Raw genomic sequence first — 23,873 nt, forward strand, 5'->3', positions numbered from 1 at the left:
GTCCACGCCGTGGACCATGCAGGCCTCCTCCACGGTCTCGCCCCGGGAAGAGGGGCAGCCCAGGCAGTGCATGCCGATGGACAAAAAGATGGGAGCGGTGTGGGGGGCGATATCCAGAATATCACCGATGATGGTGTCCTTGGTAATGGTAATCATAGGGGTCTTCTCCTTTGATTTGAAATTCAGCAGGGGTATTATACTCTATTCTTATCCCAAATTCAATAGAAAACTCACGATCCCAGGCGTAATTTCCCGGAAATTCCCGTGTTTTTTACCCCCTGCCCCCGGCTGCGGCAGAACGCAAAGCGGGAACGGCCCGGAAGAGGCCGCCCCCGCTTACGCTTGGGCGTTATTTCAAGGGGATGTCCACGGGCTGGGGCAGGGTGCTCTCATGGGAGTAGTTGGCCGTCAGCCACACCTCCCCGGCCTGATAGTCCGGCAGGGGCAGCATCACAGAGCCCGCCTGCTCATCGTCGGAGAAGGTCATGCCCATCTGGCGGGCGTCCCACGGGTTTCCTTCCGCGTCATAGAAGGTCATGGAGAAGGGGCTGCCTTTCAGGGCCCCGTCCAGCCGGAAAGTCAGCACCCAGCCGTCCTCTCGCCGCTGGGCGGAGGTGAGGCTCACCCCATCCGGAAGCCAGGGGGCGGTGCCGTGCTCCAGATCCACATACACCCGCTGATGCTCCTTGGCAAGCCACTTTGCGCCTGTGATGTGCACCGTCAGATGGTCGCTGTTGCTGAACCAGGGGCTCTCCAGCCGGTAGGACACCATGGCGGGAGAATCGGTGTCTCCGCTGGCGGTGACGCCCCCGGAGACGGCGTCAAAGCGCTCGCCGTCCTCGTTTTCCAGATAGAACTCCAGCCCCTTGAGCCAGGCGGTGTTGTCCTCCGCCCCCTCCACGTTGATGCGCAGGTGGGTGGGATAGACCTCCGCCTCCGTCAAGGTGAAGGTCTGGCCGTCCAGGATGAAGGTCTCATTCACCGCCAGTACCTCCCCCTGGGCGGTGAACTGGGGGTCGAAGGTGAGGTCGAAGGTGAACTCCGCCAGGATCTCCGCCTCCGGCTCCGTGGAAGGGGCAAGCATCTCATCCTCAATGGCCCGGTCCGGGGCTGCGGTAGTCTCCTGCTGTTCTCCCTCCCGCTGCCCGGTGACGGCAAAGGTCATGGTGAAGCCCTCCGGCACGTCCCGGTCCACGTAGTCCAGGGTGAAGTCCAGCAGCGTCCCGGGCTTTTGCTGGAAATCAGAGCCCAGAATGCTGCACTGCTGGGCCGGGGAGAACCTCGGCATTTCGGCGGAGAGGCTCTCGTACCCCTCCCCCTCCAAGGTGAAGAAGATATGCACCTGCTTCTGGTCCACGATGATGGATTCCACCGTGGCGGTGATGCCGTTTTTCGTCTGGCTCTGGCCCACGGGCTGGACATAGTCGTGCTCCACCGCGGCGGAGAGAGAGGGCGAAAAGCGCACCGCCTCCGCCAGGGCCCCCAAGACGGGCACGTCCTCGCAGGCGGCGGCAAAGGTGGGAAAGGCGTTCACCAGCCCCACGAAGAGCAAAAAGCAGGCGGCAAGGCTCCCCACGGGGATGCCCCACAGCCGCCGCTTCCGGGCGGCGCGGCGGCGCTCCATAGCCCGCTCCACGGCGGTGTCCAAAGCCGGGGGCGTCGTCTCCAGCTCCTGGAGCAAAGCCCGGTATTCCTCGTTTCGGTTCATGGGTTCCCCTCCTCTCCCAGTTCCAGCCGCAGTAGCTCCAGCGCCCGCCGCTGGCGGGTGGCCACGGTGCCCTGGGGGATGGCCAGGGCGGCGGCGGTCTCCGATTGGGTATAGCCGGTGAAGTAGCGCAAGATCACCACCGCCCGCAGCGTCTCCGGCAGGCGGGCCACGGCGTCTTTCAAGGGCAGGTGGTCGTAAGCGTCGGGGCCGGCGGTCTCCGGCAGGGCCTCCTCCCCGGCAAGACGCTTCCGGCGGCGCAGCTCCCGGTGGCACTCGTTGAGGAGGATCCGGGTGAGCCACGTCTCAAAGTATGCCTCCTGGCGCAGCTGCCCCAGGCTCCGCAGGGCCTGGTACACCGCCTCGTCCACCGCCTCCAGGGCGTCGGCCTCCCGGCCCAGGTACAGATACGCCGTGCGGTAGAGCCGCTGGCGCAGGGCCTGTGTCCGGGCGGCAAATTCCTGTCGGTCCATGCCATCCCTCCTTTCTTTTCGTCTATTAGAGTTCCCGGCGGGCCGGTTTGTTTGGGGAAAGCGGGGAAAATTTTTTCCCCCCGATGAAAAAAGCGCCCCGGCTGTGCCGGGGCGCGGAGAAAACGCAGGGGTTCAGGCCCGGGGATGGGCCTTCTGGTACACATCCTTGAGCTGCTGCTTGATGACGTGGGCGTAGATCTGGGTGGAGGAGATATCGGCGTGGCCCAGCATCTCCTGGATGGCCCGCAGGTCCGCGCCGTTTTCCAGCAGGTGCACGGCGAAGGAGTGGCGCAGGGTGTGGGGGGTGATGTCCTTTTCGATGCCCGCCGTCTCCTGGTAGTGCTTGATGATCTTCCAGAAGCCCTGACGGCTCATGCGCTCGCCGTTCATGTTGACGAAGAGGGCGGTTTCATCGCTGTTGGCAATGAGCCGGGGACGGACGTTCTTCACGTAGTCCTGGAGGGCCTTGACGGCAGTCTTGTAAAGGGGTATGATACGCTCCTTGCCCCGGCTGGCGCACCGGAGGATCCCCGCCGGGAGGTTCAGGTCCTGAAGATCCAGGGAGATGAGCTCGCTGACCCGGATGCCGGTGGCGTAGAGCAGCTCCAGCATGGCGTGGTCCCGGTAGCCCTTGTCGTCCACACACTGGGGCTGTTCCAAAAACAGCTCCACTTCCTTGTTGGTGAGGATCTCCGGGTACTTGCGCTCCGCCCGGCCCGCGGTGATGCCCCGCACGGGGCTCTCTCCGATGGCGCCGGTGGAGACCAGATAGTTATAAAAGCACTTGGACGACGCCAGAAACCGGGTGACGGAGGCGGCGGACTTTCCCTGGGCAAGCATGTGGTCCATGTAGCCCCGGATCATCTCCGGCTTCGCCTGGGCAAGCTCCGTCTCATAGCGCTCCGTGAGATACGAGGCAAACTGGCTCACGTCCCGCAGATAGGAGCTGATGGTGTTTTCGGAGGAACGGCGCTCCTCCGATAAATAGCGGCGAAAGCCGTCCAGATGTTCCGTTGCCAGGAAAATCCCCCCCTCTCTCTTTCTATGGTCAGGTCAGCACCCGCTCCAGCACGCTCTCCAGCAGCGCCGGAGAGAGAAACAATTCCACACACACACCCGCCAGCAGCACGCCGCACACCACGGCCAGCCGCTTCCAGCATCCCCGGCCGTACACCACCGGGGCCGCCCGCCTGCCGCTCCCAAACGACAAGCTGGCCAGTGCCGCCGACGTCCCCAGGGAGGGGACCGCCAGCAAGAAGTAGCACGGCAGGGTCAAAAGGCACCGCACCCCCAGCACCGCCAGGGCGATGAGGATGCCGGGCCGCCCGAAGGCCGCCGTGAAGCAGCACACGGACAGCGACAAAAAAAACCCATAGGCGGTGGTCACCGCCGGGATGGCCGCCACCCCCAGGGACGCAAATCCCAGGAAGAACGCCAGCAGCGGATAGCGAAAATAGATCACCAGCGCCGTCAGCAGCGTCCGCTTTCCCGGCACCGCCTCCCCGCTGAGGGTGACATAGTCCGTCAGGTACCGGGAGAGCTCCTCCCCCGCGGAGGCGGGGAACCGCTTTGCCAAGACCTGTCCCAAAAAGATGCCTGCCGCGAAACACAGGGCTAAAAATACCAGGCGCGGCAGCGCCGACGCCCTGTCCCCGGATGGCCGTTTCCTACCGCTCCAGTTCAATCCGCCTCACCTCCCTATGACCCTATGCGGGGTTGCCGGGAAATATGAGGCGGTTAACGTAACCCTTTTACTTCTCTCTAATATAGTGCAATTTTCCAGATTTCGCAAGGAATTTACGGGAAGTTCTCATTTTTTGTCAGTTATGTCAAATTTTTATGTAAACTGTATTATGTAAACTCCATAAACCAGAGGGCCGGGAAGCCCATCAAATCTGTACATCTTGTGGCAAAATACCGGACGGCGACCCCAAATCTGGCGCCGGACGGGGCGGCCTCCCCTGCCCCGCGCCGGACGGGACGGCGCGGGGCAAACCGGGGCGGCGGCGGCATTTTTGGTGAATTTCACAGTCCCATTCTCAGTGATGCCGCTTGCGCTTGGCCCGGCGGGCAGCCAGAAATCCCGCCAGCAGCCCCCCTCCCAGGGCGCAGAGCACCAGGGCTCCCCCCTGCCCTGCCCAGTCCGGGGGCTCCGGGGCGGAGAGCCCGCCCAGTACCAAAATCACCGCCATGACGGCGCCCACGCTGAAGCCGGCGGGCATGGGACGCCACGTGCTCCTCCCGGCGCTGACGGCGCCCCCCGCCAGAGCCGACAGGGCGCAGCAGACCATCACCGCACCCGTCAGGCTCCCCTCCGGCACCGTGCCCCGGGCCAGCAGGGCCGCCAGCAGTGCCAGCAGCGCCACATATCCTCCCAGGGCCGTGCCGCTGCCCAGGGCTGCCGCCGCCGGGCCGGAGAGGCGCTTGCGCTTCTTCCCGGCGATCCGCTTCCCCGCCTGCTTTCCTCCCAGGTTCAGCCCCCTCCGGGCCTGCGCGGTCTTTTCCATAGAAAAACCCTCCCTCATCTTCTGCTCCCCAAGAGCATATGACGAGAGAGGGTATTTTTATGATGGAGAAACGGTGATTACTCCTTGGGCTCCTCAGCAGCCTCGGCAGTCTCGGCAGCGGGCTCCTCAGCGGGGGCTTCCGCCTTGGGCTCCTTGGCTTCCTCAGCGGGAGCCTCCTCAGCCTTCTTTTCCTTCTTCTTGGTCTCAGGCTGCTCGCCGGTCTGGACGCCCACAGTGGACACGGCCCACTTGGTCAGCTCCATGCGGACCCGGTCCTCGCTGGTCTCGATGATGATGGTGCCGTCGTTCACCTGCACCACCTTGCCCACGATGCCGCCGATGGAGGTGATGGTGTCGCCCTTCTTCAGGCTGTTGCGCATGTCCTGGGCCTGCTTCTTCCGCTTGTTCTCGGGCCGGATCAGCAGGAAGTAGAACACGGCGATGAGGACCACCATCATAATAATGGATTCCATATTGTTGTGTCTCCTTTTTTTGTAAGATCAGAATGGTAACATTATACCAAATACAAACGCTTTTGCAAGTCCTTTCTTTCCGGGTCCCTCAGTCCTGGACCCGCTGCTCCAGCTTGCCGCTGTACCGGGCGCGGAATTCCTCGAAGGTCCCGGCGTCCAGGGCGGCGCGGATCTTCACCATCAGGTCGTTATAAAAATACAGGTTGTGGAGCACCGCCAGCCGCAGCGCCAGCACCTCGTCGGCCTTGAAGAGGTGGCGCAGGTACGCCCGGGAGTAGTAGCGGCACACGGGGCAGTTGCAGCTTTCGCTGATGGGACGGGGGTCCGTCTGGTACTTCTCGTTGAGGATGTTGACGGTGCCCTCCCAGGTGAAGAGCTTGCCGTGGCGGCCGTTGCGGGAGGGCATCACGCAGTCGAAGAAGTCCACCCCCAGGTGCACCGCCTCGATGATGTTGGTGGGGGTGCCCACGCCCATGAGGTAGCGGGGCTTGTCCTTGGGCATGTGGGGCTCCACGGCGTCGATGATCTCGTACATCACCTCCGCCGGCTCTCCCACTGCCAATCCGCCGATGGCGTAGCCGTCGCAGTCCAGCTTTGCGATCTCATCCATGTGCCAGACCCGGAGGTCTGCAAAGGTGGCGCCCTGGTTGATGCCGAAGAGCATCTGCCCGGGGTTCACCGTCTCCGGCAGGCTGTTCAAGCGGTCGTGCTCGATCTTGCAGCGCTCCAGCCACCGGGCCGTCCGCTCACAGCTGGCCTTGGCGTACTCGTAGGTGGCGGGGTTCTCCACGCACTCGTCAAAGGCCATGGCGATGTCGCTGCCCAGGTTGGACTGGATGCGCATGGACTCCTCGGGGCCCATGAAGATCTTGCGGCCGTCGATGTGGGAGGCGAAGGTGACGCCCTCCTCCTTGATCTTGCGCAAAGAGGCCAGGGAGAACACCTGGAACCCGCCGGAGTCCGTGAGGATGGGGCCGTCCCAGTGCATGAACTTGTGGAGCCCGCCCATCTGCCGGACGATGTGGTCGCCGGGCCGCAGGTGCAGGTGGTAGGTGTTGGAGAGCTCGATCTGGCAGCCCACCTCTTTTAAGTCCTGGGCGCTGACGCCGCCCTTGATGGCCGCCTGGGTGCCCACGTTCATGAATACCGGCGTCTGGACCACGCCGCCGTGAGCGCAGGAAAACTGACCGCGCCGGGCGCGGCCCTCTTGCTTGAGAACCTGAAACATACCGCTCCTCCTGTGGATGTCTTGGGTGGGCCCTCCCCCGCCCTGCCGGGCCGGGGCCCGTGGGCCCATAGCCTTTCTATTATAGTCCATCCCGTCCCGGTACGCAAGAGACAAAAAGCGCCGGAGCCTTTGGCTCCGGCGCGCTCAGCCGCGATTCAGCTCTCCACCCGGGCGGGGTTCACATGGACCATGCAGTGCTTGACCTGGGGGAAGCCCGCCTCCAGGGCGTCGTGGACGGCCTGGGCGGTGGCGTGGGTCTCGTTGAGGGTCAGCTCCCCGTTGGCCCGGATCTCCACGTCCACGTAGATCCGGTCCCCGAAGAGGCGGGTGTTCAGGGCGTCCACCCCCAGCACGCCGGGCTGGGACAGGACGGAGGATTCCATCTCCTCCGCCAGTTTCGGATCGCAGGCGTGATCCGTCATGCGCTCCAGGGCGTCGGTGAGGATATCCCAGGCGGCCTTGAGGATAAAGAGGCAGATCACCACCGAGGCGATGGGATCCAGCACCGGCCAGCCCAGCCGGGCCCCCAGGATGCCCGCAAAGCTGCCCACGGAGGACAGCGCGTCGGAGCGGTGGTGCCAGGCCTCCGCCATCAGGGCGCTGGAGTCGATGCGCCGGGCCGCCGCCCGGGTGTACCAGAACATGGCCTCCTTCACCACCATGGACACCACTGCCGCCGCCAGGGCCAGGGCGCCGGGAGAGACCAGGTCCTCCCCGCCCACGATCTTGCGGATGCCGGTGATGCCGATGCCCACGCCGGTGGCTCCCAGGATGAGGCCCAGGATCAGCGCCGCCACGCACTCCAGCCGCTCGTGGCCGTAGGGGTGGTCGTCGTCGGCGGCCCGGCCCGCCAGCTTCACCCCCAAAATCACGATGAGGGTGGCCAGCACGTCGGAGGCCGAATGTACCGCGTCGGACACCATGGCCCCGGACCGGGCCAGAATGCCCGCGGCAAATTTGAATAAGGACAGTGCGATATTGATGACGATGGTGACAGTGGACACGCCCACAGCCACCTGTTCATGCTCCCGTGGATTCATGCGTCGGTTCCTCCCTGCTCCGGCCCTCCGCCGTCCCGTCCGGTGTCCCGGACTGCCGCGTCCCGCGGCCCGACCCTCTCCGCCTCCAGGCGGCGGGTCTGCCTGGCTGCCCCCGCTGCGAATCGCAGCATCGGCCCGCCGGGAGATTTTCACTAAGATACCATATGCAAACCACACTGTCAAGGTGATTTGCAAACGTTTGTGTTAACAAACCTTCTATTTTTCCATACTTTTTTCAAAAAAACGCCCCTGGCGGAGAGCCAGGGGCGGAAACGGGGTTTTCAGTGGATGAACATGGCGTCGCCGAAGGAGAAGAAGCGGTAGCGCTCCTTCACCGCCTCGGCATAGGCATTCAGGATGTGCTCCCGCCCGGCGAAGGCGGAGACCAGCATCACCAGCGTGGACTCCGGCAGGTGGAAGTTGGTCACCAAGGCGTCCATCACCTTGAACTTGTAGCCGGGGTAGATGAAGATGTCCGTCCAGCCGGCGGAGGGCTCCATATGCCCGTCCTCAGCAGCGAAGCTCTCCAGGGTCCGGCAGGAGGTGGTGCCCACGCACACGCACCGGCCGCCGGAGGCCCGGGTGCGGTTGATGAGCTCCGCCGTCTCCGGCGGCACCACGCAGTATTCGCTGTGCATGGGGTGCTCTTCGATGTTGTCCTCCTTCACGGGCCGGAAGGTGCCAAGGCCCACGTGGAGGGTCACATAGCCGATGTTCACCCCCATATCGGCGATTTTCTTCAGCAGCTCCGGCGTGAAGTGGAGCCCCGCCGTGGGGGCCGCCGCGCTGCCCAGCACCTTGGAATAGACGGTCTGGTAGCGCTCGGAGTCCTGGAGCTCCTCCTTGATATAGGGGGGCAGGGGCATCTTCCCCAGCCGCTCCAGCACCTCCAGGAAGATGCCGTCGTAGTTGAAGTGCACCAGGCGGTTGCCGCCGGGGAGCTCCTCCGTCACTTCGGCGGTGAGTTCCCCGTTGCCGAAGGAGAGGCGGGCGCCGGGCTTCATCTTCCGGCCCGGGCGCACCAAGCACTCCCAGGTGCCCTCCCCCTTGTCGATGAGCAGCAGCACCTCGCAGGCGCCGCCGCCGGGGAGCCGCTGGCCCAGCAGACGGGCGGGCAGCACCCGGGAGTCGTTCAAAATCAGGCAGTCCCCGGGGTTCAGATACTCCGGCAGGTCGTAAAAGTGCCGGTGCTCCCACTCCCCCGTCACCTTGTCCAGCGTCAGCAGGCGGGATCCGTCCCGCCGCTCCAGAGGCGTCTGGGCGATGAGTTCCTGGGGAAGGTCGTAGTAAAAATCGCTGGTTTTCATGGTCTCAAATAGCTCCTCACTCAATGGTAACGTCGGTATAGTAGAATTCCAGAATGTCCAGATAGTCGTAACCCTGCTCCGCCATGGCCTTGGCGCCGTACTGGCTCATGCCCACATGATGCCCATATCCGGTGCCGGTGATGGTGATGCCGCTGCCGGAGGGGACGGAACCGGAGTTGGAGGCAGTGCCGGAGGAGGGCGCCAGAGTCTCCGTGCCGGAGGACGTGATGGCGCTGTACGTGCCGCCCTTCAGGGTCCCCAAGGTGCCGGAGCCGGAGATCACCGCCGCGCCGGAGAGGTCCGAGAGCACCGTGGTGCCGTTGACCACGTAGCCGCCGGCGGTGCCGCTCCCCTCCCCGGACCCGCCGGAGATGGTAAAGCGCAGGCTGCGGACGTTCTTGCCCAGGGTGGTGGAGTAGAAGGCGTTGGAGCAGGCCTGGCCCGTCACCGTCAGGCGCTTGCCGGAGGTGTCCGTAAAGACCACCTTGGTGACATTGCCCAGGGCGGAGCGCTCCGCCACGTAGACGTCGCACACGGTGCCGATGGAGTACCCGCTGTTTTGCAGCACCCACGTCAGCTGGTCATAGGTGTAGGTGACGGTATAGTTGTAGTTGGGGATGGAGGTCTGCGCCTCGTAGGGATCCTTCTTCCCCTGGAGGTAGGGCACGTCCCCGCCCCAGACGTTTTTGGCGTCCTCGGTAGCGCCGCCGTCGGAGGAGTGGTACACCGCCTCGATGAGGGCGCCGTCATAGTAGACGCACTCCCCCGCCGTCTCGGCCACCGCCCGGTCCGTGGCGGCGGTGGGGCTGTTTGTGCTGTTGCCCATGCCGGAGTACACCTGGCAGTCCACCGTGGCGCACACGTCGAAGCCGTAGCTTGCAAGGTGCTTGGTCTCCCGGCACACGAAGGTCCGGGCGCACACCGCCTGGGCCTTCAGGGCTTCCTCCGGCCAGGTGCCGGGCATCTCGTAGGGCACCACACCCCGGACATACTGCTCCAGGTCCAGCACGTTCACCACGCTGAGATTGCCGCCGGTGGTGCGGGGATACTCGAACCCCCCCAGGTACCGGCAGCCCTTGAACCAGGTGACGGACTCCTCCCCCTGGCCGTCGGGCAGAACGCCCAGGTTCCAGATGCCGGAGCCGTCAAACTCGAAGAGCACCTGCGTGGTGCCCGTCACCGTCACCAACACGCCGGAGGAGGAAGAGCGCACGGCGGAGCCCCGGGCCCCGGCGTCATCCAGAAGCTCCTCCGCCTCCTCCCGGGAGTCCACGCAGCCGATGCGCACCACAAATTCCCCGTTGACCCAGGCGGGATAGCCGTCGTAGTCCCGGGCGGCGTCGGCGGCCTCGTCAAAGTCCCGGAAGCCCGTCACTTCCCCGTGCCAGGCGCCCATGGTCCGGTAGGAACCGGAGGGCACGGAGGCGGAATAGGTGCCGGAGGAATTCATATAGATGGTACCGGCGGCGGTCATGGAGATGGTGGTCTCGTCCAGATACCCCAGGGACTGGAACTCCCGGCCCTCGTCGTAATAGCCCACCTCGTATCCGTAGCCCACGGCGTTTTCCAGGTTGGCGGAAAACAGGGCGCTGGATCCGTACCGGAGCCCCACTTTCACCATGTCGTTGCTTACCGCCCCCGCTGAAACGGCGGTGCAGGCGAAAAACAGCACAACTACCGACAGGCTCATCAACAGCTTTTTCATGCATCCTCCCCAAATTCCCGGCCTTGACCCCGGAGGAAAAGTGTGCTAACATAAACACAAATGTCCGTCCCGCATGTACACAGGCTGATTTTCCTTAATGGACATCATTATAGTACAAACCGGCGGCACATTCAACCAAAAATCGACGGCCCTCCCCGGGGGGCGGCCGTGACAAACGCAGCAGGAGGTAACGCGACAATGAGAACTTACAAAGTGGGCATCATCGGCGCCACCGGCATGGTGGGCCAGCGCTTCGTCACCCTGATGGAGAACCATCCCTGGTTCCGCCTGACGGCCCTGGCCGCCAGCGCTCGCAGCGCCGGAAAGACCTATGAAGAGGCTGTGGCAAACCGCTGGGCCCTGGACATCCCCATGCCGGAGGAGGCCAAGAAGATCGTGGTGCTGGACGCCGAGGCCGATGCCGAGAAGCTGGCGGGCATGGTGGATTTCTGCTTCTGCGCCGTGGATATGAAGAAGGAGGACATCCGGGCCCTGGAGGAGAAGTACGCCAAGCTGGAGTGCCCCATCGTCTCCAACAACTCCGCCCACCGCTGGACAGACGACGTGCCCATGGTGGTGCCGGAGATCAACGCCGACCACATCGCCGTCATTGACGCCCAGCGCAAGCGCCTGGGCACCAAGCGGGGCTTCATCGCCGTCAAGTCCAACTGCTCCCTCCAGAGCTATGTCCCCGCCCTGCACCCCCTGAAGAAGTACGGCCTGGACAAGGTGCTGGTGTGCACCTATCAGGCCATCTCCGGCGCCGGCAAGACCTTTGCGCGCTGGCCTGAGATGGTAGACAACTGCATCCCCTACATCGGCGGCGAGGAGGAGAAGAGCGAGCAGGAGCCCCTGAAGCTCTGGGGCCACATCGAGGACGGCAAGATCGTCAAAGCGGAGGGCCCCTCCATTACCGCCCAGTGCTTCCGGGTGGCCTGCCAGGACGGCCACATGGCCGCCGTGTTCATGAAATTCGCCGACGGCAAGGCCCCCTCCATGGACCAGATCAAAGCCGACTGGGCCGCCTTCCGGGGCCCCGCCCAGGAGCTGGACCTCCCCTCCGCTCCCAAGCAGTTCCTTCACTACTTTGAGGAGCCCGACCGTCCCCAGACCCGGCTGGACCGGAACCTGGAGCACGGCATGGCCGTCTCCATCGGCCGCCTGCGGCCCGACACCCAGTACGACTATAAGTTCGTCTGCCTCTCCCACAACACCCTCCGGGGTGCTGCCGGCGGCGCCGTGCTCCTGGCGGAGCTTCTGTGCGCCAAGGGCTACATGGACTAAGGCTATCCTGCACCCAAAAGACCGGACGCCCCAGGGGCGTCCGGTCTTTTTCGCCGGGTGGACAGGTTTTGCAAGGTTTTTCGCACATTTTCCGATTATCCTGCATAAAGTTATCCTGTACAATGGCGTCACAAGCAAACAAAGCGCCGCAAGGTATAGGAGGTACGACTTATGCGCTCTCCCCTTTTCACTGGCTCCGGTGTGGCCATCGTCACGCCCTTCACCGCCGACACCGTGGATCTGACGGCCCTGGGGCGGCTGCTGGACTTCCAGCTCTCTCACGGCACCGACGCCGTCATCGTCTGCGGCACCACCGGCGAGGCCGCCACCATGTCCTACCGGGAGCGGATGCGGACCATCGAATTCTGCGTGGAGCATGTGGACGGCCGGGTGCCGGTGATCGCGGGCAGCGGCTCCAACTCCACGGAGACCGCCCTGACCCTCTCCCGGGATGCCGAGCGGGCCGGGGCCGACGGACTGCTGGTGGTGACCCCGTACTACAACAAGGCTAGCCAGACGGGCCTCATCCGCCACTTCACCGCCGTGGCCGACGGCGTGGGCGTTCCCGTCATCCTCTACAACGTCCCCTCCCGCACCGGGGTATCTATCGCCCCGGAGACCTACGCGGCCCTTGCCAAGCACCCCAACATCAACGGCGTCAAAGAGGCCTCCGGCAACCTGGGGGCCATCCAGAAGACGGTGAAATTGTGCCCGGAGGACTTTTTCGTCTGGTCCGGCAACGACGACGAGACGGCTCCCATCTGCCTGCTGGGAGGCAAGGGCGTCATCTCCGTGGTGGCCAACATCCTCCCCGGCGAGATGCACCGCCTGACGCAGCTCTGCTTCCAAAACGACTTCGCCGCCGCCGGAAAGCTGCAGCTCCGGCTCAAGGACTTTTGCGACGCCATGTTCTGCGAGGTCAATCCCATCCCGGTGAAGACCGCGCTGAATCTTCTGGGGTGGAACGCGGGCCCCCTGCGGCTGCCGTTGTGCGAGCCCGGGGAGGAGAACCTCGCACGCATCCGCCGGACGCTGGTGCAGTATGGGCTTTTGGAAACCGACGAAGGATAAGCGGCAATGCAAAGGAACGCCGCCCGGGTGACCGGGCGGCGTTTCCATGCTGTGTTACGTTTTCACGCCCTCCCGGTACTGCTCCGAGGACAGGCGCACCTGAACTTCCTCTGCACCCACGGAGGTGATCTCCACCGCCAGCTTGTTGCGAAGATCCGCCCCCTGTCCGTCCTCGATGCGGAAGGCCCGGGTCAGGGTCTTGCCGGCGGGAACACGAACCTGGGAGAAGTTCTGGTCGTTGTCCCCCACGGTGTAGGGCCGCGCCACCCGCACCAGGATGTCCTCTTTCCCGGTGTTCTCGATGACCAGGGCGGCGTAGCGCAGCTGCGGAATGAAGGAGAAGGTATAGTCCACCTCATGGCCCTGGAAGGAAGCGCCGTCCACAAACCGGCCCAGATAGGAGGCCTTGTCCATCTCCGCCGGATCCACCTCCGTGAAGATGCCCTGGCTCACGCCGTACTCCGGCGCGGTGGGGGTCTCCATCAGCCGCTCCTTCCGGGCCTGGACCTCCTCATCCGTCAGCTCCGCGCCGGTGGTGATGGTGACGCTGCCCGTCTGGATCTCACTCTTCTGGTCCCCGATGGCGATGATCCGCTCCGTGCCGTCCTCACCCCGCATGGTGCGCTTCTCAAAGAATTCCTCCGCCGACCAGTAGACGGGGCTGCCATCCTCATCCGTCAGCACGGTCCCCGTTTCGTCCGCCGCCGCCATGGTGCCGAAGTCCACGCAGTTGAGATCCTCCCGGTACACCGCGCCGTAGGCGATATCCAGCACCTCCGCCGCCGTCTCCGCCTCCACATAGTAGTGCTTCTCGCCTTTTTCGTCGGTGTAGGTGAGCACGGTGGGCACCTGGGCCCCCTCCGCCGTGGTGCGGGTGGTGCCGGCAGGCAGCTGTTCCTTGCCCAAGAGGGCGATCCCCGCCTGGCCGTATGATACTTCCCCGCTGAGTGTCCCGCTCTGGGGCGGGTTGGTCTTGCCGGTCTCCCCCGCCAGGGAGGCTCCCACCAGGCCGATGAGCAGCAGCATCGTGGCCATACCGGCGGCAAAGGGAATGTAATTTCGTTTCATCATGTCCCGTTCCTTTCTTACCATGTGATCTCTTGGGCGATTGCAAGCACTTCCTTCTGGGAGAGGCCCGTGGTATGGAGGGTCAGAATATAGGGGCCGTCCGTCCACAGCAGCTCCATGATGGAACCGTCCGCGGACTGCGCCAGCATCCCCAGCCGGTCCCCTACCTCCGCCTCCCGGGCGGTGCAGGCGCCGGTGAACACGCCGTTATACTCCTGGTCGCACACCTGGCGCAGGGAAATGCTGCGGCCGTCCTCCGCCCGGTAGACGGTCTGCGCCGTCTCCCCCTCCTGAACCTGCCGGACCTGGGCAAAGCCATCCGGCACCGCCTCCAGCTCCGCCAGGGCAAAGGGCCGGGTACTCTCCTGCTCCATCCGCACGGCGTATTGCAGCACCCCGTCGGATTCCGACCAGTAGATCTGGCAGTCCGGCTGACTGCCGGCTCCCACGCTCAGCCCCACCGTCAGGGCCCCCAGCACTGCCGCCGCCAGCAGCAGTCCCCGCCAGGGCCTGCGCCGCCGCCTGTGCAGCAGACGGTCCATCTCCCCTTCAAAGGCCGCCGAGAAGGACACTTGGCACCCCTCCCGGTCCGGCAGAGTGTCCAGGAACCGCTCCGCCGCCTCCGGCGCCGCCGCGTAGAGCATCTCCTCCGTGATGATCATGGGCATCCGCCTCCTTTCTCCAGCATCTCCGCCAGCCGCGCCCTGGCCCGGTGGAGCACCTGGGCCACTGCCTCCGGCGTGGCGGAGAGGAACGCGGCGATCTCCCCATTGGAATAGCCGTTGTAGTATTTCAGCAGCAGCACCTCCCGGTACCGGGGCGGAAGGTTTGCCATGGCGTCCGCCAGGGTGCCGTCAGAGGGCAGGGGTTGGCTGTAGGAGAGCGGGACCTCGTCCAGATCCACCTGGGGATGGCGCTGACGGCGCCGCCACAGGTCAATGGCCTTGCGCTCCGCCACCGTCACCGCCAGGTTCCGCATCCGCTGGCCGGGGCCGTCGGGAAGGCGCTCCACCTGCTCCGCCAGCTTCACAAAGGACTGGTGCACCGCGTCCTCCGCGTCCTGGCGGTTTTTCAAAATGGCATAGGCCACATGATACATCAGCCCCCGGTAGGCAAGATGCATCTCCTGGAACCTGGCCCGGTCTCCGGGTTCCTCCATGGCCTGTAAATAGATCAGCACGCCCGCTTCCCTCCTGTCCCTCTGTTCTCATAGACGCTCCGGTACCGCCGGGTCTGACACCGGAAGCGAAATTTTTTCTTTTCCCGGCCCCGTCGAACAAGAGCGCCGCCTCCCCCGGATCTGCCCCGGTATGGAGGCGGCGCCGCCGCTGTCTTTGGAAACCCCCCGGCCGCCCTCAGCCCTGCCCCAGAGCCGCCTGGGCCGCCTGCACCCGCTCCAGCCAGGTGCCCGGCGTATCGTAGAGAGTGCCGGAGAAGTCGTCCCTCCGGAAGTCCGCCCCGGAGCCGCCGGAGGCGTATTCGCCTCCCTCCGTGGAGAGAAGGAGCGTACTTGCATCCAGATAGCCGTGGACCTCCTCCAAAAAGGCGGCGATGGCCTCCGGGTCAAAATCCAGAATTCCCGCGTCGATGTCGAACTCCACGCTGCCCTGCCGGAGGAGGGTCAGGACGCCGTTCTCCAGGGAAAGCAGCTCATAGGCATACGCGGCACTGCCCTGGTACACGGCGGGATCGTAGGTCAGCAGGCAATCCGCCCCGTCCACGGTGCAGGCAAAGAAGCTCCGCCAGCCCGCGTGGGGCAGGCCCGCCGTGGCCGACCACAGCGGGGTACCGTCCCCGTCATGGACCCACAGCTCGTACCAGGCGGAAGCCCCCACCGTCTCCGGATCCAGTACCGTCACTGCCTCCACCGTCTCCGGCGCGCCGTCGCGGTCGAAGTCGTAGCTGCCCGGCAGGATCTCCGTGGTCTGCTCCAGGACGGAGCCGGTGAGGGTGCCGTCCTCATCCGGCCGGAGAGAACAGCGGTAGGTATGCTGCGCTCCGGCGTCGCCGCCCTGCCCCACTGTCACCAGCAGCGTATCCATGTCCAGCCACCGGCCCCAGTCCTCCGGCAAAAAGGTGTACTCCGGGATGGGCGAGCCGTCCGGCAGCGTGAACTCCCAAGTGGTCCAATAGGCGGTGTTCACCACGCGGACCGTCCCCCACGTCCTTGCCCCGCAGGCGATGGCCACCAGGTTGTTCCCCGGGGACCACAGGGCGGACTGGCTGACGTACCCGGTGTCCTCCCAAACTACTTCCCCGGTTTCGGTATCCACAATCTGCAGCGCCTCCGGAATCCGGACACCGCTGATCCAGAGATCACTCTCTCCCACGGTCCGCACCTCAAACCGCCCGTTGGGAGATACGGTCTCCCCCTCCACCTGCGCCACGGGGGCAGTATCCAGTAAGGCCTCATATGCCGCCGCCTGCCGGGCCGCTTCCGCCGCCGCCTGCCGCGCGGAAATGCCGATGGCTCCCGCCGTCACCGCCAGCAGCATGATGGCCCCAATGATGCGCCCCTTGTCCATAAAAACACCGCCCCTGTACTGATATACGCTCAGTATAGGGACGGTTGATTTTTATGTCAACTACAATTCAGTTACAGGGTCATCCGTTCAGCCGGGCGAGCATCTCCTCCCGGATGCCGCCGATATATTCGTCGTAGGTGCCCATCTTGTCGATGAGCTTACCGTCCACGAACTCCATGATGCGGTTGGCCACCGTCTGAACGAACTCGTGGTCGTGGGAGGCGAAGAGCACCACGCCCTTGAAGTCGATGAGGCCGTTGTTGACGGCGGTGATGGACTCCAGGTCCAGGTGGTTGGTGGGCTGGTCCAGAATCAGCACGTTGGAGCCGAAGAGCATCATGCGGGAGAGCATGCACCGGACCTTCTCGCCGCCGGAGAGGACCTTCACAGGCTTGAACACGTCGTCCCCGGAGAAGAGCATCCGGCCCAGGAAGGAGCGCTTGAAGGACTCGGTATTTTCGTCGGCGGAGTCCCCGGTGTACTGGCCCAGCCAGTCCACCAGGTTCAAATCGCAGTCGTTGAAGAAGGCGGAGTTATCCAGGGGGAAATAGCTGGTGGTGATGGTAGTGCCCCACTTGAAGGTGCCCTCGTCGGGCTCCAGCTCCTCCATGAGGATCTTGAAGAGGGTGGTCTTGGCGATCTCGTCCTCCCCCACGAAGGCGATCTTGTCCCCCTTGTTCACCCGGAAGGAGACATTGTCCAGCACCTTGCGGCCGTCCACGGTCTTGGAGAGGCCCTCCACCGTGAGGATCTCCTTGCCGGGCTCCCGGTCCATGGTGAAGCCCACGAAGGGATAGCGCCGGGAGGAGGCGGGCATCTCCTCCACCGTCAGCTTATCCAGGAGTTTTCTCCGGGCGGTGGCCTGCTTGGACTTGGACTTGTTGGCGGAGAAGCGGGAGATGAAGTCCTGGAGCTCTTTGATCTTCTCCTCCTTCTTCTTGTTCTGGTCCTTGATCATCCGCTGCATCAGCTGGCTGGACTGGTACCAGAACTCGTAGTTGCCCACGTACATCTTGATCTGGCCGTAGTCCACGTCCACGATGCTGGTGCAGACGGTGTTGAGGAAGTGCCGGTCGTGGCTGACCACGATGATGAGGCTCTCGCAGTCCATGATGAAGTCCTCCAGCCACTCGATGGCCTGGATGTCCAGGTGGTTGGTGGGCTCGTCCAGGAGGATGATGTCCGGCTTTCCGAAGAGGGCCTGGGCCAGCAGCACCTTCACCTTCTCCTTGGCGGTGAGGGTGCTCATCTCGCTGTACAAAATGTCATTGGAGAGGCCAAGGCCCTGGATCAAGCGGGAGACGTCGCTCTCAGCCTCCCAGCCGCCCATCTCGGCGAATTCCGCCTCCAGCTCGCTGGCCCGGACGCCGTCGGCGTCGGAGAAGTCCTCCTTCTCGTACAGGGCGTCCTTCTCCTTCATGACGTCGTAGAGGTGCTGGTTGCCCAGGATGACGGTATCCAGCACGGTGTAGGCGTCGTACTGGAAGTGATCCTGCTTCAAAACGCTCATGCGGTCGTCCTTGGAAATCACCACCTCGCCGGTGGTGGGCTCCAGATCCCCGGAGAGGATGCGCAGAAAGGTGGTCTTGCCGGCGCCGTTGGCGCCGATGATGCCGTAGCAGTTGCCGGGGACGAACTTCAAATCCACGTGCTTGAAAAGCGTCTGGCCGGAGAAATTCAGGGAGACGTCGTTGACTGTGATCATAGCGGTTCCTTTCTTAAAAGCTTCGTTTTCACAAAACGCCAAGGCAGGCGCGGAGCGCATGCCCCGCGTCTGCCGTTTGTGTTATTCCTGCAGGAGGGCCTTGTGATAGACCTTCTTGCCCTTTTTGATGATGGCGCCCTCGCCGCAGCAGTCCTTGCAGGAGAACTTGGCCTCGATGTCCGCCACCTTCTGCCCGCAGACGGTGACGCCGCCCTGCTGCACCAGACGCCGGGCCTCGCCCCGGGAGGCACACAGTCCGCACTTGACGAGAAGGGTCAGGATGTCGATCTCGCCATCTTCGGTGAAGTCCGCCCGGCAGAGCATGGTGCAGGGCATGTGCTCGGAGTCGCCGCTGCCGCCGAAGAGGGCACGGGCGGCCTCCTGGGCCTTTTCGGCCTCCTCCTCGCCGTGGACCAGCTTGGTGAGCTCGTAGGCCAGGATCTCCTTGGCGGTGTTCAGCTGGCTGCCCTCCCAGCCGTCCATTTCATCGATCTGCTCCAGGGGCAGGAAGGTCAGCATCCGGATGCACTTCAAGACATCGGCGTCGCCCACGTTGCGCCAGTACTGGTAGAACTCAAAGGGAGAGGTCTTGTTGGGATCCAGCCACACGGCGCCGGAGGCGGTCTTGCCCATCTTCTTGCCCTCGGAGTTGAGCAGCAGCGTGATGGTCATGGCGTAGGCGTCCTTGCCCAGCTTCTTGCGGATGAGCTCCGTGCCGCCCAGCATGTTGGACCACTGGTCGTCACCGCCGAACTGCATGTTGCAGCCCACGGTCTGGAACATGTGGTAGAAGTCGTAGGACTGCATGATCATGTAGTTGAACTCCAGGAAGCTCAGGCCCCGCTCCATGCGCTGCTTGTAGCACTCCGCCCGCAGCATGTTGTTGACGGAGAAACAGGCGCCCACCTCCCGCAAAAGGTCCACGTAGTTAAGCTTTAAGAGCCAGTCGGCGTTGTTGAGCATCATGGCCTTGCCCTCGCCGAAGTCGATGAACTTCTCCATCTGCTTTTTGAAGCAGTCGCAGTTGTGCTGGATGGTCTCCGGGGTCATCATGGAGCGCATGTCCGTGCGGCCGGAGGGGTCGCCGATATAGCCGGTGCCGCCGCCGATGAGGGCGATGGGCCGGTTGCCGGCCATCTGCAGCCGCTTCATCAGGCACAGCGCCATGAAGTGGCCCACGTGCAGGGAATCGGCGGTGGGGTCAAAGCCGATGTAGAACACGGCCTTGCCGTTGTTCACCAGGTTGCGGATCTCCTCCTCGTCCGTCACCTGGGCAATGAGGCCCCGGGCCTTGAGTTCTTCGTAACAGGTCATGATCGTTTCCTCCGTATCTCAAATGGTTTTTGCATGTTCTAGTTTGGACGCTGCCTGGATTTTCAAAACATTGTAGGCGGCCACTGCTCCGATGACCACCGCCGCTCCCACCAGGGCCAGGGGTCCCACGCGCTCTCCGTAGAACACCGCCACCAGGATGGGGTTGAGCACCGGCTCGATGCCGGAGATGAGGCTGGCGGTGACCGGCGGCGTGGTCTTGAGGCCGATGCAGAGGGCCACGTAGGCAAGGCCCACCTGGAAGGCACCCAAAATCACCAGGGAGGTGATGGCCGTGGGAGTAAAGACCGTCTCCTGCAGCAAAAAGGGCAGCCCCGTCACCGCCGATAAAAGGTCTCCCCAGAACACCGAGGAAATGGGGTCCGTATCCGGCAGGTCATTCAGGAGAAACACCCCCGCGTAGCTGACGCCGGAGAGCAGAGCCAGCACATTTCCGGCTCCCCCTCCCATCTGGATGCTGTCCAGGAAGAAGAACGCCACCCCGCCGAAGACCGCCGCGCAGGCCATGAGGTCCAGCCGCTGGGGCTTCCTGCGGAAAAACAGGGCGGAGAAGAGCATCACGAAGATGGGGGCCGTGTACTGCAGGACAATGACGTTGGCGGCGGTGGTGAGCTTGTTGGCCACGGCGTAGAGGGCGTTGGTGCCGAACACCGCCAGGGCCCCCAGGGCGATCCAGCGGTTGAAGCGCAGGGGGTGATGGGAGAGCAGCAGATAGATCCCGATGACCACCATGGCAATGGCGGTGCGGCCGCCGTTGATGGCCATGCCGTTCCAGGGGATCACCTTGATGCAAAGGCCGCCGATGCTGTAAAGCACCGCCGCCGCAAATACCAGGGCCGTGCCCCGTCTTGTTTCCCGCAACGCACTCTCCTCCTCCGGACGAAACCCGCCGCATTTTTTACAGCAAAAACGCCCCCGTCCCATCCGGGACAGAGGGCGAACGAACTTCGCGGTACCACCTCTGGTTCGCCGGTTTCTCGCGAAACCCGGCCTCATGCCGTGCCATCACACGGCGGCGCGGTAACGGGCGCTCCCGGAGCACGCCTACTGGGCCCGTGGGCTGTTGGGGTGCCAGCTCCAAGGTGTATTCGCCGCCGTCCGCTCTCCCCTTTTCACCGTCCAGGGGTTCTCTTTGCAGCCTCGTGGCGGGTACTGCTCCTCTTCCTCGCTGTATACGGGTGGGATTATAGCCGATAAACGGTCGATTGTCAAGAGGGCTGCCAAAAGGTCCCTGTTCAAGCGAAGGGCTGATGAACAAAGGTCTGTCCTGCCACAGGGGCAAAAACAGAACCTGTGAGAAAATTTTCCGTCTATGTCAGTAAAGGCACATGGGAAAAGGAGGCTGAACGAGATGAACAAACTGATGGCGCTGATCGCCGCCCTGACCTGTATCTTAGGGCTGACAGGCTGTCAAAAGACGGTGGACGCTTCCACTGTGTACGAATTTCCAGAACCAACCATCCAGATCAGCGGCTCTTTCTGCTCCCAGGGGATCCAGCGGACCTTTGTCATCGGACCGGAAGAATATGATCCTGACTGCGTATGTACCGCCCCTGTGATGGAATGGTTCCATGGGTTGGAAGTGCGGGCATGCCAGGAACCCGAGGCTGTGGAGGGGGACGCGTGTTACGAGTTCTCCCCGGACGGACGGCCGGGATTTACTTACGTGGACAGAGGGAGCGAGGCCTTTCTGATCGTAGATGACACGTGGTACCAGGTGACAAATCCATCTGCTCCTCCGCTGGAGTGGAAAGAAGATGGCAAAACCGAAGAAACCGCAAGCCAGGTGCGGTTCGGAGACAACTGGATCAACGAGGCAAATCTCTCCCAAGAGACCTTGGAATGGCTGGACTGGTACAACAGCTTACCCGAAGAAGAACAGTTGGCCGTGAGCGCAATTCCGGCGGATCTGTTGGAGGAAAGCGGAATTTCCGGTACGGAAGATGCGGCAGCAGCAACGGATTAACGGCTTATCATCAAAAGACACAGCCTCATTTTCGTTTGGCGGCGCCCGAAAAAAGCGCTTCGACAAAACCTAGCCTCCGCACCTGTCAGTGCGGCAGGCTGGGGATTTTTCCGCAGGAATGCATTCTGCCGCGCCTAGCGAAGCGGAAGGCGCGGAGGCGGTGCGAATGCCCTGCGTCCACGTCCCCCTTTTCGGACGTACTTTCAGATGCGGGGGCTGGCTTCCCATTCTCCTGCGGCCACTGGCGCACTTGGCATTGACTTCCGGCATTGGACAGGCCGGTTCCGAGGGAAACCAACAGCCGGACGGTGAAAACCGTCCGGCTGCCCAATGTTTTCTCTTTTGGACCGGCCGCGGCCCGTGTTCTCTTTTCAAAAAGAGAACATGGGGGGCGGAATTGTTCACGCCCCCGCCCGGGCTCCCAGAGCCCGGCCCAGCCAGACCCCCATAAGGCACAGCCCCAGGCTCAAGGCAATGTAGGCACACCCGGCAGCGGTGCGGCCCTCCTCCAGCAGGCCCAGGGCCTCCAGGGAAAAGGTGGAGAAGGTGGTAAATCCCCCGCACACGCCGGTTTTCCAGAAAAGGGTGGCATTACGGCTCCTGCCCACCCCCACGATGAAGCCGATGAGCAGCGCCCCGGCAAAGTTGGTCAGGAGCGTCAGCACCGGGAAAGACCCGGTATAGGGCAGCAAACTCACGGCGTACCGTCCGGCGGCGCCCAGGGCGCCCCCTGCCGCCACAAAGAAAAATCCACTCATGCCTGGGCCTCCAGGTTCCTGCGGTAGCGCTCCGCCGCGTCCAGCAGCTCCCCGGCGCTCTGGAGCAGGGCCTGCGTCACATTGGCGCCGCCGGTGATCCGGGCCAGTTCCGCCTTCCGGGCCTCCCGGTCCAGCAGCACCACGCGGGTATAGGTACGGCCGTCCCGCTCCCCCTTCTCCACGGAGAAGTGGGTGTCCGCCATGGCCGCCAGCTGTGGAAGGTGGGTCACACACAGCACCTGCTTATGGCGGCTCACCTGGGCCAGCTTTTCCGCCACCTTCTGGGCCGCCCGGCCGGAGACGCCGGTGTCCACCTCGTCAAAGACCAGCGTGCCCACGGATTCCTGCTCTGCCAGAACGTTCTTGAGGGCCAGCATGATCCGGGCCAGCTCGCCGCCCGAGGCGATGCGGGCGATGGGGCGCAGGTCCTCCCCGGCGTTGGCGGACATCAGAAAGCGGATGGCGTCGCACCCGTCGGGGGACGGGTCTTTTGCGGCAAAGTCGATGGCAAAGCGCACCCGGGCCATGTCCAGCTCCCGCAGCTCCCGCTGGATGCGCTCCTCCAGCACCCGGGCTGCCGCCTGCCGCACCTTCGTCAGCTCTGCCCCCGCCGCGTCCACGGCGGCGCGGGCGGCTTTCATCTGCCCTTCCAGGCGGATGAGGGTGTCGTCCGCCGTCTCCATGGCGTCCAGCTCCGCGCGGCACTTGTCCAGGTAGGCAAGCATATCCTCCACCGTGGCGCCGTACTTCTTTTTCAGCCGGTACAGCTGGTCAGCCCGGGCCTCCACGTCATCCAGCTCCCCGGGAGAGAAGTCAAATTCCTCCCGCTTGTCCCGGACACTTTCGGCAAGGTCATATACTTCACAGCGGGCCGCTTTCAATCGCTCATAAAGATTCCCCAGATCCTCGCTCAGGGTACGCACGCCGTAGAGGGCCTCCTCGGCGTCCCGCAGGGCGGATACCGCGCCGCCTCCCTCGTCGCCGCCGCTTAAGGCACAGTCGGCCCCCGCCAGGGCGGCAAGGTACTTCTCCCCGTTGCGCAGGAGGCTCCGCCGCTCCAGGAGGGTCTCCTCCTCCCCGGGTACCAGCTGCGCCCGCTCCAGCTCGTCGATCTGGAAGCGCAGGGAGTCCATACGCCTGGCCTTCTCCGCCTCGTCCATCCGCAACGCTTCCATCTGCCGGCGCAGGGCCTCCATGGCGTCGTAGGCGGCGCGGTAGGCGGAAAGGGGCCCCTCCGTCCGGCCGAAGCGGTCCAGGTACTCCCCGTGACGCTCCTCGTCCAGCAGCTGCGTGCCGTCGTGCTGGCCGTGGATGTTCAAAAGCTCCGACCCGATGGCGCGCAGCTGGGCCACGCTCACCGGGCGGCCGTTGATGCGGCAGACGTTGCGCCCGTCGGCACTGATGTCCCGCTGCAAAAGGAGGCTCCCCTCCTCGTCCGGGGCGATGCCGTTTTCCTGAAGACCCGGCAGGTCCGCCGGAACGCCGGAAAACTGCGCGCTGACAAAGGCCCGGGCGGCCCCGGTGCGGATCAGGTCCCGGGAGGTGCGCCCTCCCAGCACGGCCCCCATGGCGTCGATGACGATGGACTTGCCCGCGCCGGTCTCGCCGGTGAGGGCGTTGAAGCCGGGGGCGAACTGAATGTCCGCCTCCTGGATCACCGCGATATTCTCAATGTGCAGCAGCTCCAGCATGGGCTCCCTCCCCGGGGCAGCGGCCCCTTGCGCGA

Annotated in this window: 23 protein-coding genes; 3 read left to right on the plus strand and 20 right to left on the minus strand. The window is 64.0% G+C overall.

Features of this window, described 5'->3' with window-relative positions:
- The 11 genes from ACT67G_RS01280 to ACT67G_RS01330 form a co-directional block, all read right to left on the minus strand.
- On the minus strand, nt 1-156 hold a 156-nt coding region (locus ACT67G_RS01280; RefSeq protein ID WP_443662783.1), incomplete at its 3' end, for a DUF1858 domain-containing protein.
- Between the two features lie 193 nt (nt 157-349).
- Nucleotides 350-1,708 (minus strand): DUF4179 domain-containing protein, encoded by a 1,359-nt coding sequence (locus tag ACT67G_RS01285; RefSeq protein WP_443662729.1) that lies wholly within the window; start codon nt 1,706-1,708, stop codon nt 350-352.
- A complete protein-coding gene (locus tag ACT67G_RS01290; RefSeq protein ID WP_443662730.1) occupies nt 1,705-2,178 on the minus strand; it encodes a sigma-70 family RNA polymerase sigma factor in 474 nt (157 codons plus the stop codon). Before ACT67G_RS01290 ends, ACT67G_RS01285 begins: the two co-directional genes overlap by 4 nt.
- Nucleotides 2,179-2,310: 132 nt before the next feature.
- Nucleotides 2,311-3,198: a site-specific tyrosine recombinase XerD gene (xerD, locus tag ACT67G_RS01295; protein WP_443662784.1), complete on the minus strand. Its 888-nt coding sequence runs from the start codon at nt 3,196-3,198 to the stop codon at nt 2,311-2,313.
- A 28-nt stretch (nt 3,199-3,226) separates the two neighbouring features.
- Nucleotides 3,227-3,766, minus strand: coding sequence for a hypothetical protein (locus tag ACT67G_RS01300; RefSeq protein ID WP_443662731.1), 540 nt, complete (start codon nt 3,764-3,766; stop codon nt 3,227-3,229).
- Between the two features lie 451 nt (nt 3,767-4,217).
- Entirely contained in the window at nt 4,218-4,685 is a 468-nt protein-coding gene (locus tag ACT67G_RS01305; protein WP_443662732.1) for a TIGR04086 family membrane protein, read from the minus strand.
- A 77-nt stretch (nt 4,686-4,762) separates the two neighbouring features.
- Nucleotides 4,763-5,158: a preprotein translocase subunit YajC gene (gene yajC / locus ACT67G_RS01310; protein ID WP_326216369.1), complete on the minus strand. Its 396-nt coding sequence runs from the start codon at nt 5,156-5,158 to the stop codon at nt 4,763-4,765.
- An 88-nt stretch (nt 5,159-5,246) separates the two neighbouring features.
- Entirely contained in the window at nt 5,247-6,386 is a 1,140-nt protein-coding gene (gene tgt / locus ACT67G_RS01315) for a tRNA guanosine(34) transglycosylase Tgt (protein ID WP_443662733.1), read from the minus strand.
- Nucleotides 6,387-6,541: 155 nt separating this feature from the next.
- Nucleotides 6,542-7,426 carry a cation diffusion facilitator family transporter gene (locus ACT67G_RS01320; protein WP_443662734.1) on the minus strand — a complete coding sequence of 295 codons (885 nt, stop codon included), beginning with the start codon at nt 7,424-7,426 and terminating at the stop codon, nt 6,542-6,544.
- 281 nt (nt 7,427-7,707) lie between these two features.
- Complete coding sequence (gene queA / locus ACT67G_RS01325; RefSeq protein ID WP_443662735.1) at nt 7,708-8,733, minus strand: tRNA preQ1(34) S-adenosylmethionine ribosyltransferase-isomerase QueA; 1,026 nt, start codon at nt 8,731-8,733, stop codon at nt 7,708-7,710.
- Nucleotides 8,734-8,749: 16 nt separating this feature from the next.
- Nucleotides 8,750-10,438: a SpoIID/LytB domain-containing protein gene (locus tag ACT67G_RS01330; protein ID WP_443662736.1), complete on the minus strand. Its 1,689-nt coding sequence runs from the start codon at nt 10,436-10,438 to the stop codon at nt 8,750-8,752.
- A gap of 198 nt (nt 10,439-10,636) precedes the next feature.
- Between ACT67G_RS01330 and asd the strand changes: the two genes are divergently transcribed.
- Nucleotides 10,637-11,722 carry an aspartate-semialdehyde dehydrogenase gene (gene asd / locus ACT67G_RS01335; protein ID WP_326216374.1) on the plus strand — a complete coding sequence of 362 codons (1,086 nt, stop codon included), beginning with the start codon at nt 10,637-10,639 and terminating at the stop codon, nt 11,720-11,722.
- Between the two features lie 171 nt (nt 11,723-11,893).
- Complete coding sequence (gene dapA / locus ACT67G_RS01340) at nt 11,894-12,793, plus strand: 4-hydroxy-tetrahydrodipicolinate synthase (RefSeq protein WP_443662737.1); 900 nt, start codon at nt 11,894-11,896, stop codon at nt 12,791-12,793.
- A 54-nt stretch (nt 12,794-12,847) separates the two neighbouring features.
- Here dapA and ACT67G_RS01345 read toward each other — a convergent pair whose 3' ends face one another.
- From ACT67G_RS01345 to ACT67G_RS01375, 7 genes are all read right to left on the minus strand, one after another.
- Nucleotides 12,848-13,885 (minus strand): hypothetical protein, encoded by a 1,038-nt coding sequence (locus ACT67G_RS01345; RefSeq protein ID WP_443662738.1) that lies wholly within the window; start codon nt 13,883-13,885, stop codon nt 12,848-12,850.
- The gene (locus tag ACT67G_RS01350) at nt 13,879-14,523 is read right to left on the minus strand and encodes a DUF4367 domain-containing protein (RefSeq protein WP_443662739.1); all 645 of its coding nucleotides are present in this window, start codon (nt 14,521-14,523) and stop codon (nt 13,879-13,881) included. Before ACT67G_RS01350 ends, ACT67G_RS01345 begins: the two co-directional genes overlap by 7 nt.
- Nucleotides 14,520-15,041 carry an RNA polymerase sigma factor gene (locus ACT67G_RS01355; protein ID WP_443662740.1) on the minus strand — a complete coding sequence of 174 codons (522 nt, stop codon included), beginning with the start codon at nt 15,039-15,041 and terminating at the stop codon, nt 14,520-14,522. Before ACT67G_RS01355 ends, ACT67G_RS01350 begins: the two co-directional genes overlap by 4 nt.
- A 175-nt stretch (nt 15,042-15,216) precedes the next feature.
- Nucleotides 15,217-16,386, minus strand: coding sequence for a hypothetical protein (locus ACT67G_RS01360; protein WP_443662741.1), 1,170 nt, complete (start codon nt 16,384-16,386; stop codon nt 15,217-15,219).
- Nucleotides 16,387-16,465: 79 nt separating this feature from the next.
- On the minus strand, nt 16,466-18,091 hold the full coding sequence (locus ACT67G_RS01365) for an ABC-F family ATP-binding cassette domain-containing protein (protein ID WP_326216379.1): 1,626 nt from the start codon (nt 18,089-18,091) through the stop codon (nt 16,466-16,468).
- A gap of 81 nt (nt 18,092-18,172) precedes the next feature.
- Entirely contained in the window at nt 18,173-19,405 is a 1,233-nt protein-coding gene (tyrS, locus tag ACT67G_RS01370; RefSeq protein WP_443662742.1) for a tyrosine--tRNA ligase, read from the minus strand.
- A gap of 18 nt (nt 19,406-19,423) precedes the next feature.
- Complete coding sequence (locus ACT67G_RS01375) at nt 19,424-20,284, minus strand: DMT family transporter (RefSeq protein ID WP_443662743.1); 861 nt, start codon at nt 20,282-20,284, stop codon at nt 19,424-19,426.
- Between the two features lie 490 nt (nt 20,285-20,774).
- Between ACT67G_RS01375 and ACT67G_RS01380 the strand changes: the two genes are divergently transcribed.
- Nucleotides 20,775-21,389 (plus strand): hypothetical protein, encoded by a 615-nt coding sequence (locus tag ACT67G_RS01380; protein WP_443662744.1) that lies wholly within the window; start codon nt 20,775-20,777, stop codon nt 21,387-21,389.
- Between the two features lie 401 nt (nt 21,390-21,790).
- On the opposite strand, the gene ACT67G_RS01385 is transcribed toward ACT67G_RS01380, so the two are convergent.
- Both ACT67G_RS01385 and recN read right to left on the minus strand, forming a co-directional pair.
- Nucleotides 21,791-22,147, minus strand: a complete 357-nt coding sequence (locus ACT67G_RS01385; RefSeq protein WP_443662745.1) for a fluoride efflux transporter FluC — start codon at nt 22,145-22,147, stop codon at nt 21,791-21,793.
- Entirely contained in the window at nt 22,144-23,838 is a 1,695-nt protein-coding gene (recN, locus tag ACT67G_RS01390; RefSeq protein ID WP_443662746.1) for a DNA repair protein RecN, read from the minus strand. Before recN ends, ACT67G_RS01385 begins: the two co-directional genes overlap by 4 nt.
- Nucleotides 23,839-23,873 lie beyond the last annotated feature (35 nt).

The organism is Dysosmobacter sp. (genome assembly GCF_052306735.1).
In the GTDB taxonomy this organism is placed as follows: domain Bacteria; phylum Bacillota; class Clostridia; order Oscillospirales; family Oscillospiraceae; genus Oscillibacter.

What these genes read in the sequence shown, in the direction of transcription:
- ACT67G_RS01345 (WP_443662738.1), bottom strand. Translation starts at nt 13,885, where the DNA reads ATGGTAAGAAAGGAACGGGACATGATGAAACGAAATTACATTCCCTTT.
- ACT67G_RS01305 (WP_443662732.1), bottom strand. Translation starts at nt 4,685, where the DNA reads ATGGAAAAGACCGCGCAGGCCCGGAGGGGGCTGAACCTGGGAGGAAAG.
- ACT67G_RS01360 (WP_443662741.1), bottom strand. Translation starts at nt 16,386, where the DNA reads ATGGACAAGGGGCGCATCATTGGGGCCATCATGCTGCTGGCGGTGACG.
- ACT67G_RS01350 (WP_443662739.1), bottom strand. Translation starts at nt 14,523, where the DNA reads ATGATCATCACGGAGGAGATGCTCTACGCGGCGGCGCCGGAGGCGGCG.
- recN (WP_443662746.1), bottom strand. Translation starts at nt 23,838, where the DNA reads ATGCTGGAGCTGCTGCACATTGAGAATATCGCGGTGATCCAGGAGGCG.
- tgt (WP_443662733.1), bottom strand. Translation starts at nt 6,386, where the DNA reads ATGTTTCAGGTTCTCAAGCAAGAGGGCCGCGCCCGGCGCGGTCAGTTT.
- ACT67G_RS01330 (WP_443662736.1), bottom strand. Translation starts at nt 10,438, where the DNA reads ATGAAAAAGCTGTTGATGAGCCTGTCGGTAGTTGTGCTGTTTTTCGCC.
- ACT67G_RS01365 (WP_326216379.1), bottom strand. Translation starts at nt 18,091, where the DNA reads ATGATCACAGTCAACGACGTCTCCCTGAATTTCTCCGGCCAGACGCTT.
- ACT67G_RS01385 (WP_443662745.1), bottom strand. Translation starts at nt 22,147, where the DNA reads ATGAGTGGATTTTTCTTTGTGGCGGCAGGGGGCGCCCTGGGCGCCGCC.
- asd (WP_326216374.1), top strand. Translation starts at nt 10,637, where the DNA reads ATGAGAACTTACAAAGTGGGCATCATCGGCGCCACCGGCATGGTGGGC.
- ACT67G_RS01290 (WP_443662730.1), bottom strand. Translation starts at nt 2,178, where the DNA reads ATGGACCGACAGGAATTTGCCGCCCGGACACAGGCCCTGCGCCAGCGG.
- tyrS (WP_443662742.1), bottom strand. Translation starts at nt 19,405, where the DNA reads ATGACCTGTTACGAAGAACTCAAGGCCCGGGGCCTCATTGCCCAGGTG.
- dapA (WP_443662737.1), top strand. Translation starts at nt 11,894, where the DNA reads ATGCGCTCTCCCCTTTTCACTGGCTCCGGTGTGGCCATCGTCACGCCC.
- yajC (WP_326216369.1), bottom strand. Translation starts at nt 5,158, where the DNA reads ATGGAATCCATTATTATGATGGTGGTCCTCATCGCCGTGTTCTACTTC.
- queA (WP_443662735.1), bottom strand. Translation starts at nt 8,733, where the DNA reads ATGAAAACCAGCGATTTTTACTACGACCTTCCCCAGGAACTCATCGCC.
- ACT67G_RS01320 (WP_443662734.1), bottom strand. Translation starts at nt 7,426, where the DNA reads ATGAATCCACGGGAGCATGAACAGGTGGCTGTGGGCGTGTCCACTGTC.
- ACT67G_RS01285 (WP_443662729.1), bottom strand. Translation starts at nt 1,708, where the DNA reads ATGAACCGAAACGAGGAATACCGGGCTTTGCTCCAGGAGCTGGAGACG.
- ACT67G_RS01380 (WP_443662744.1), top strand. Translation starts at nt 20,775, where the DNA reads ATGAACAAACTGATGGCGCTGATCGCCGCCCTGACCTGTATCTTAGGG.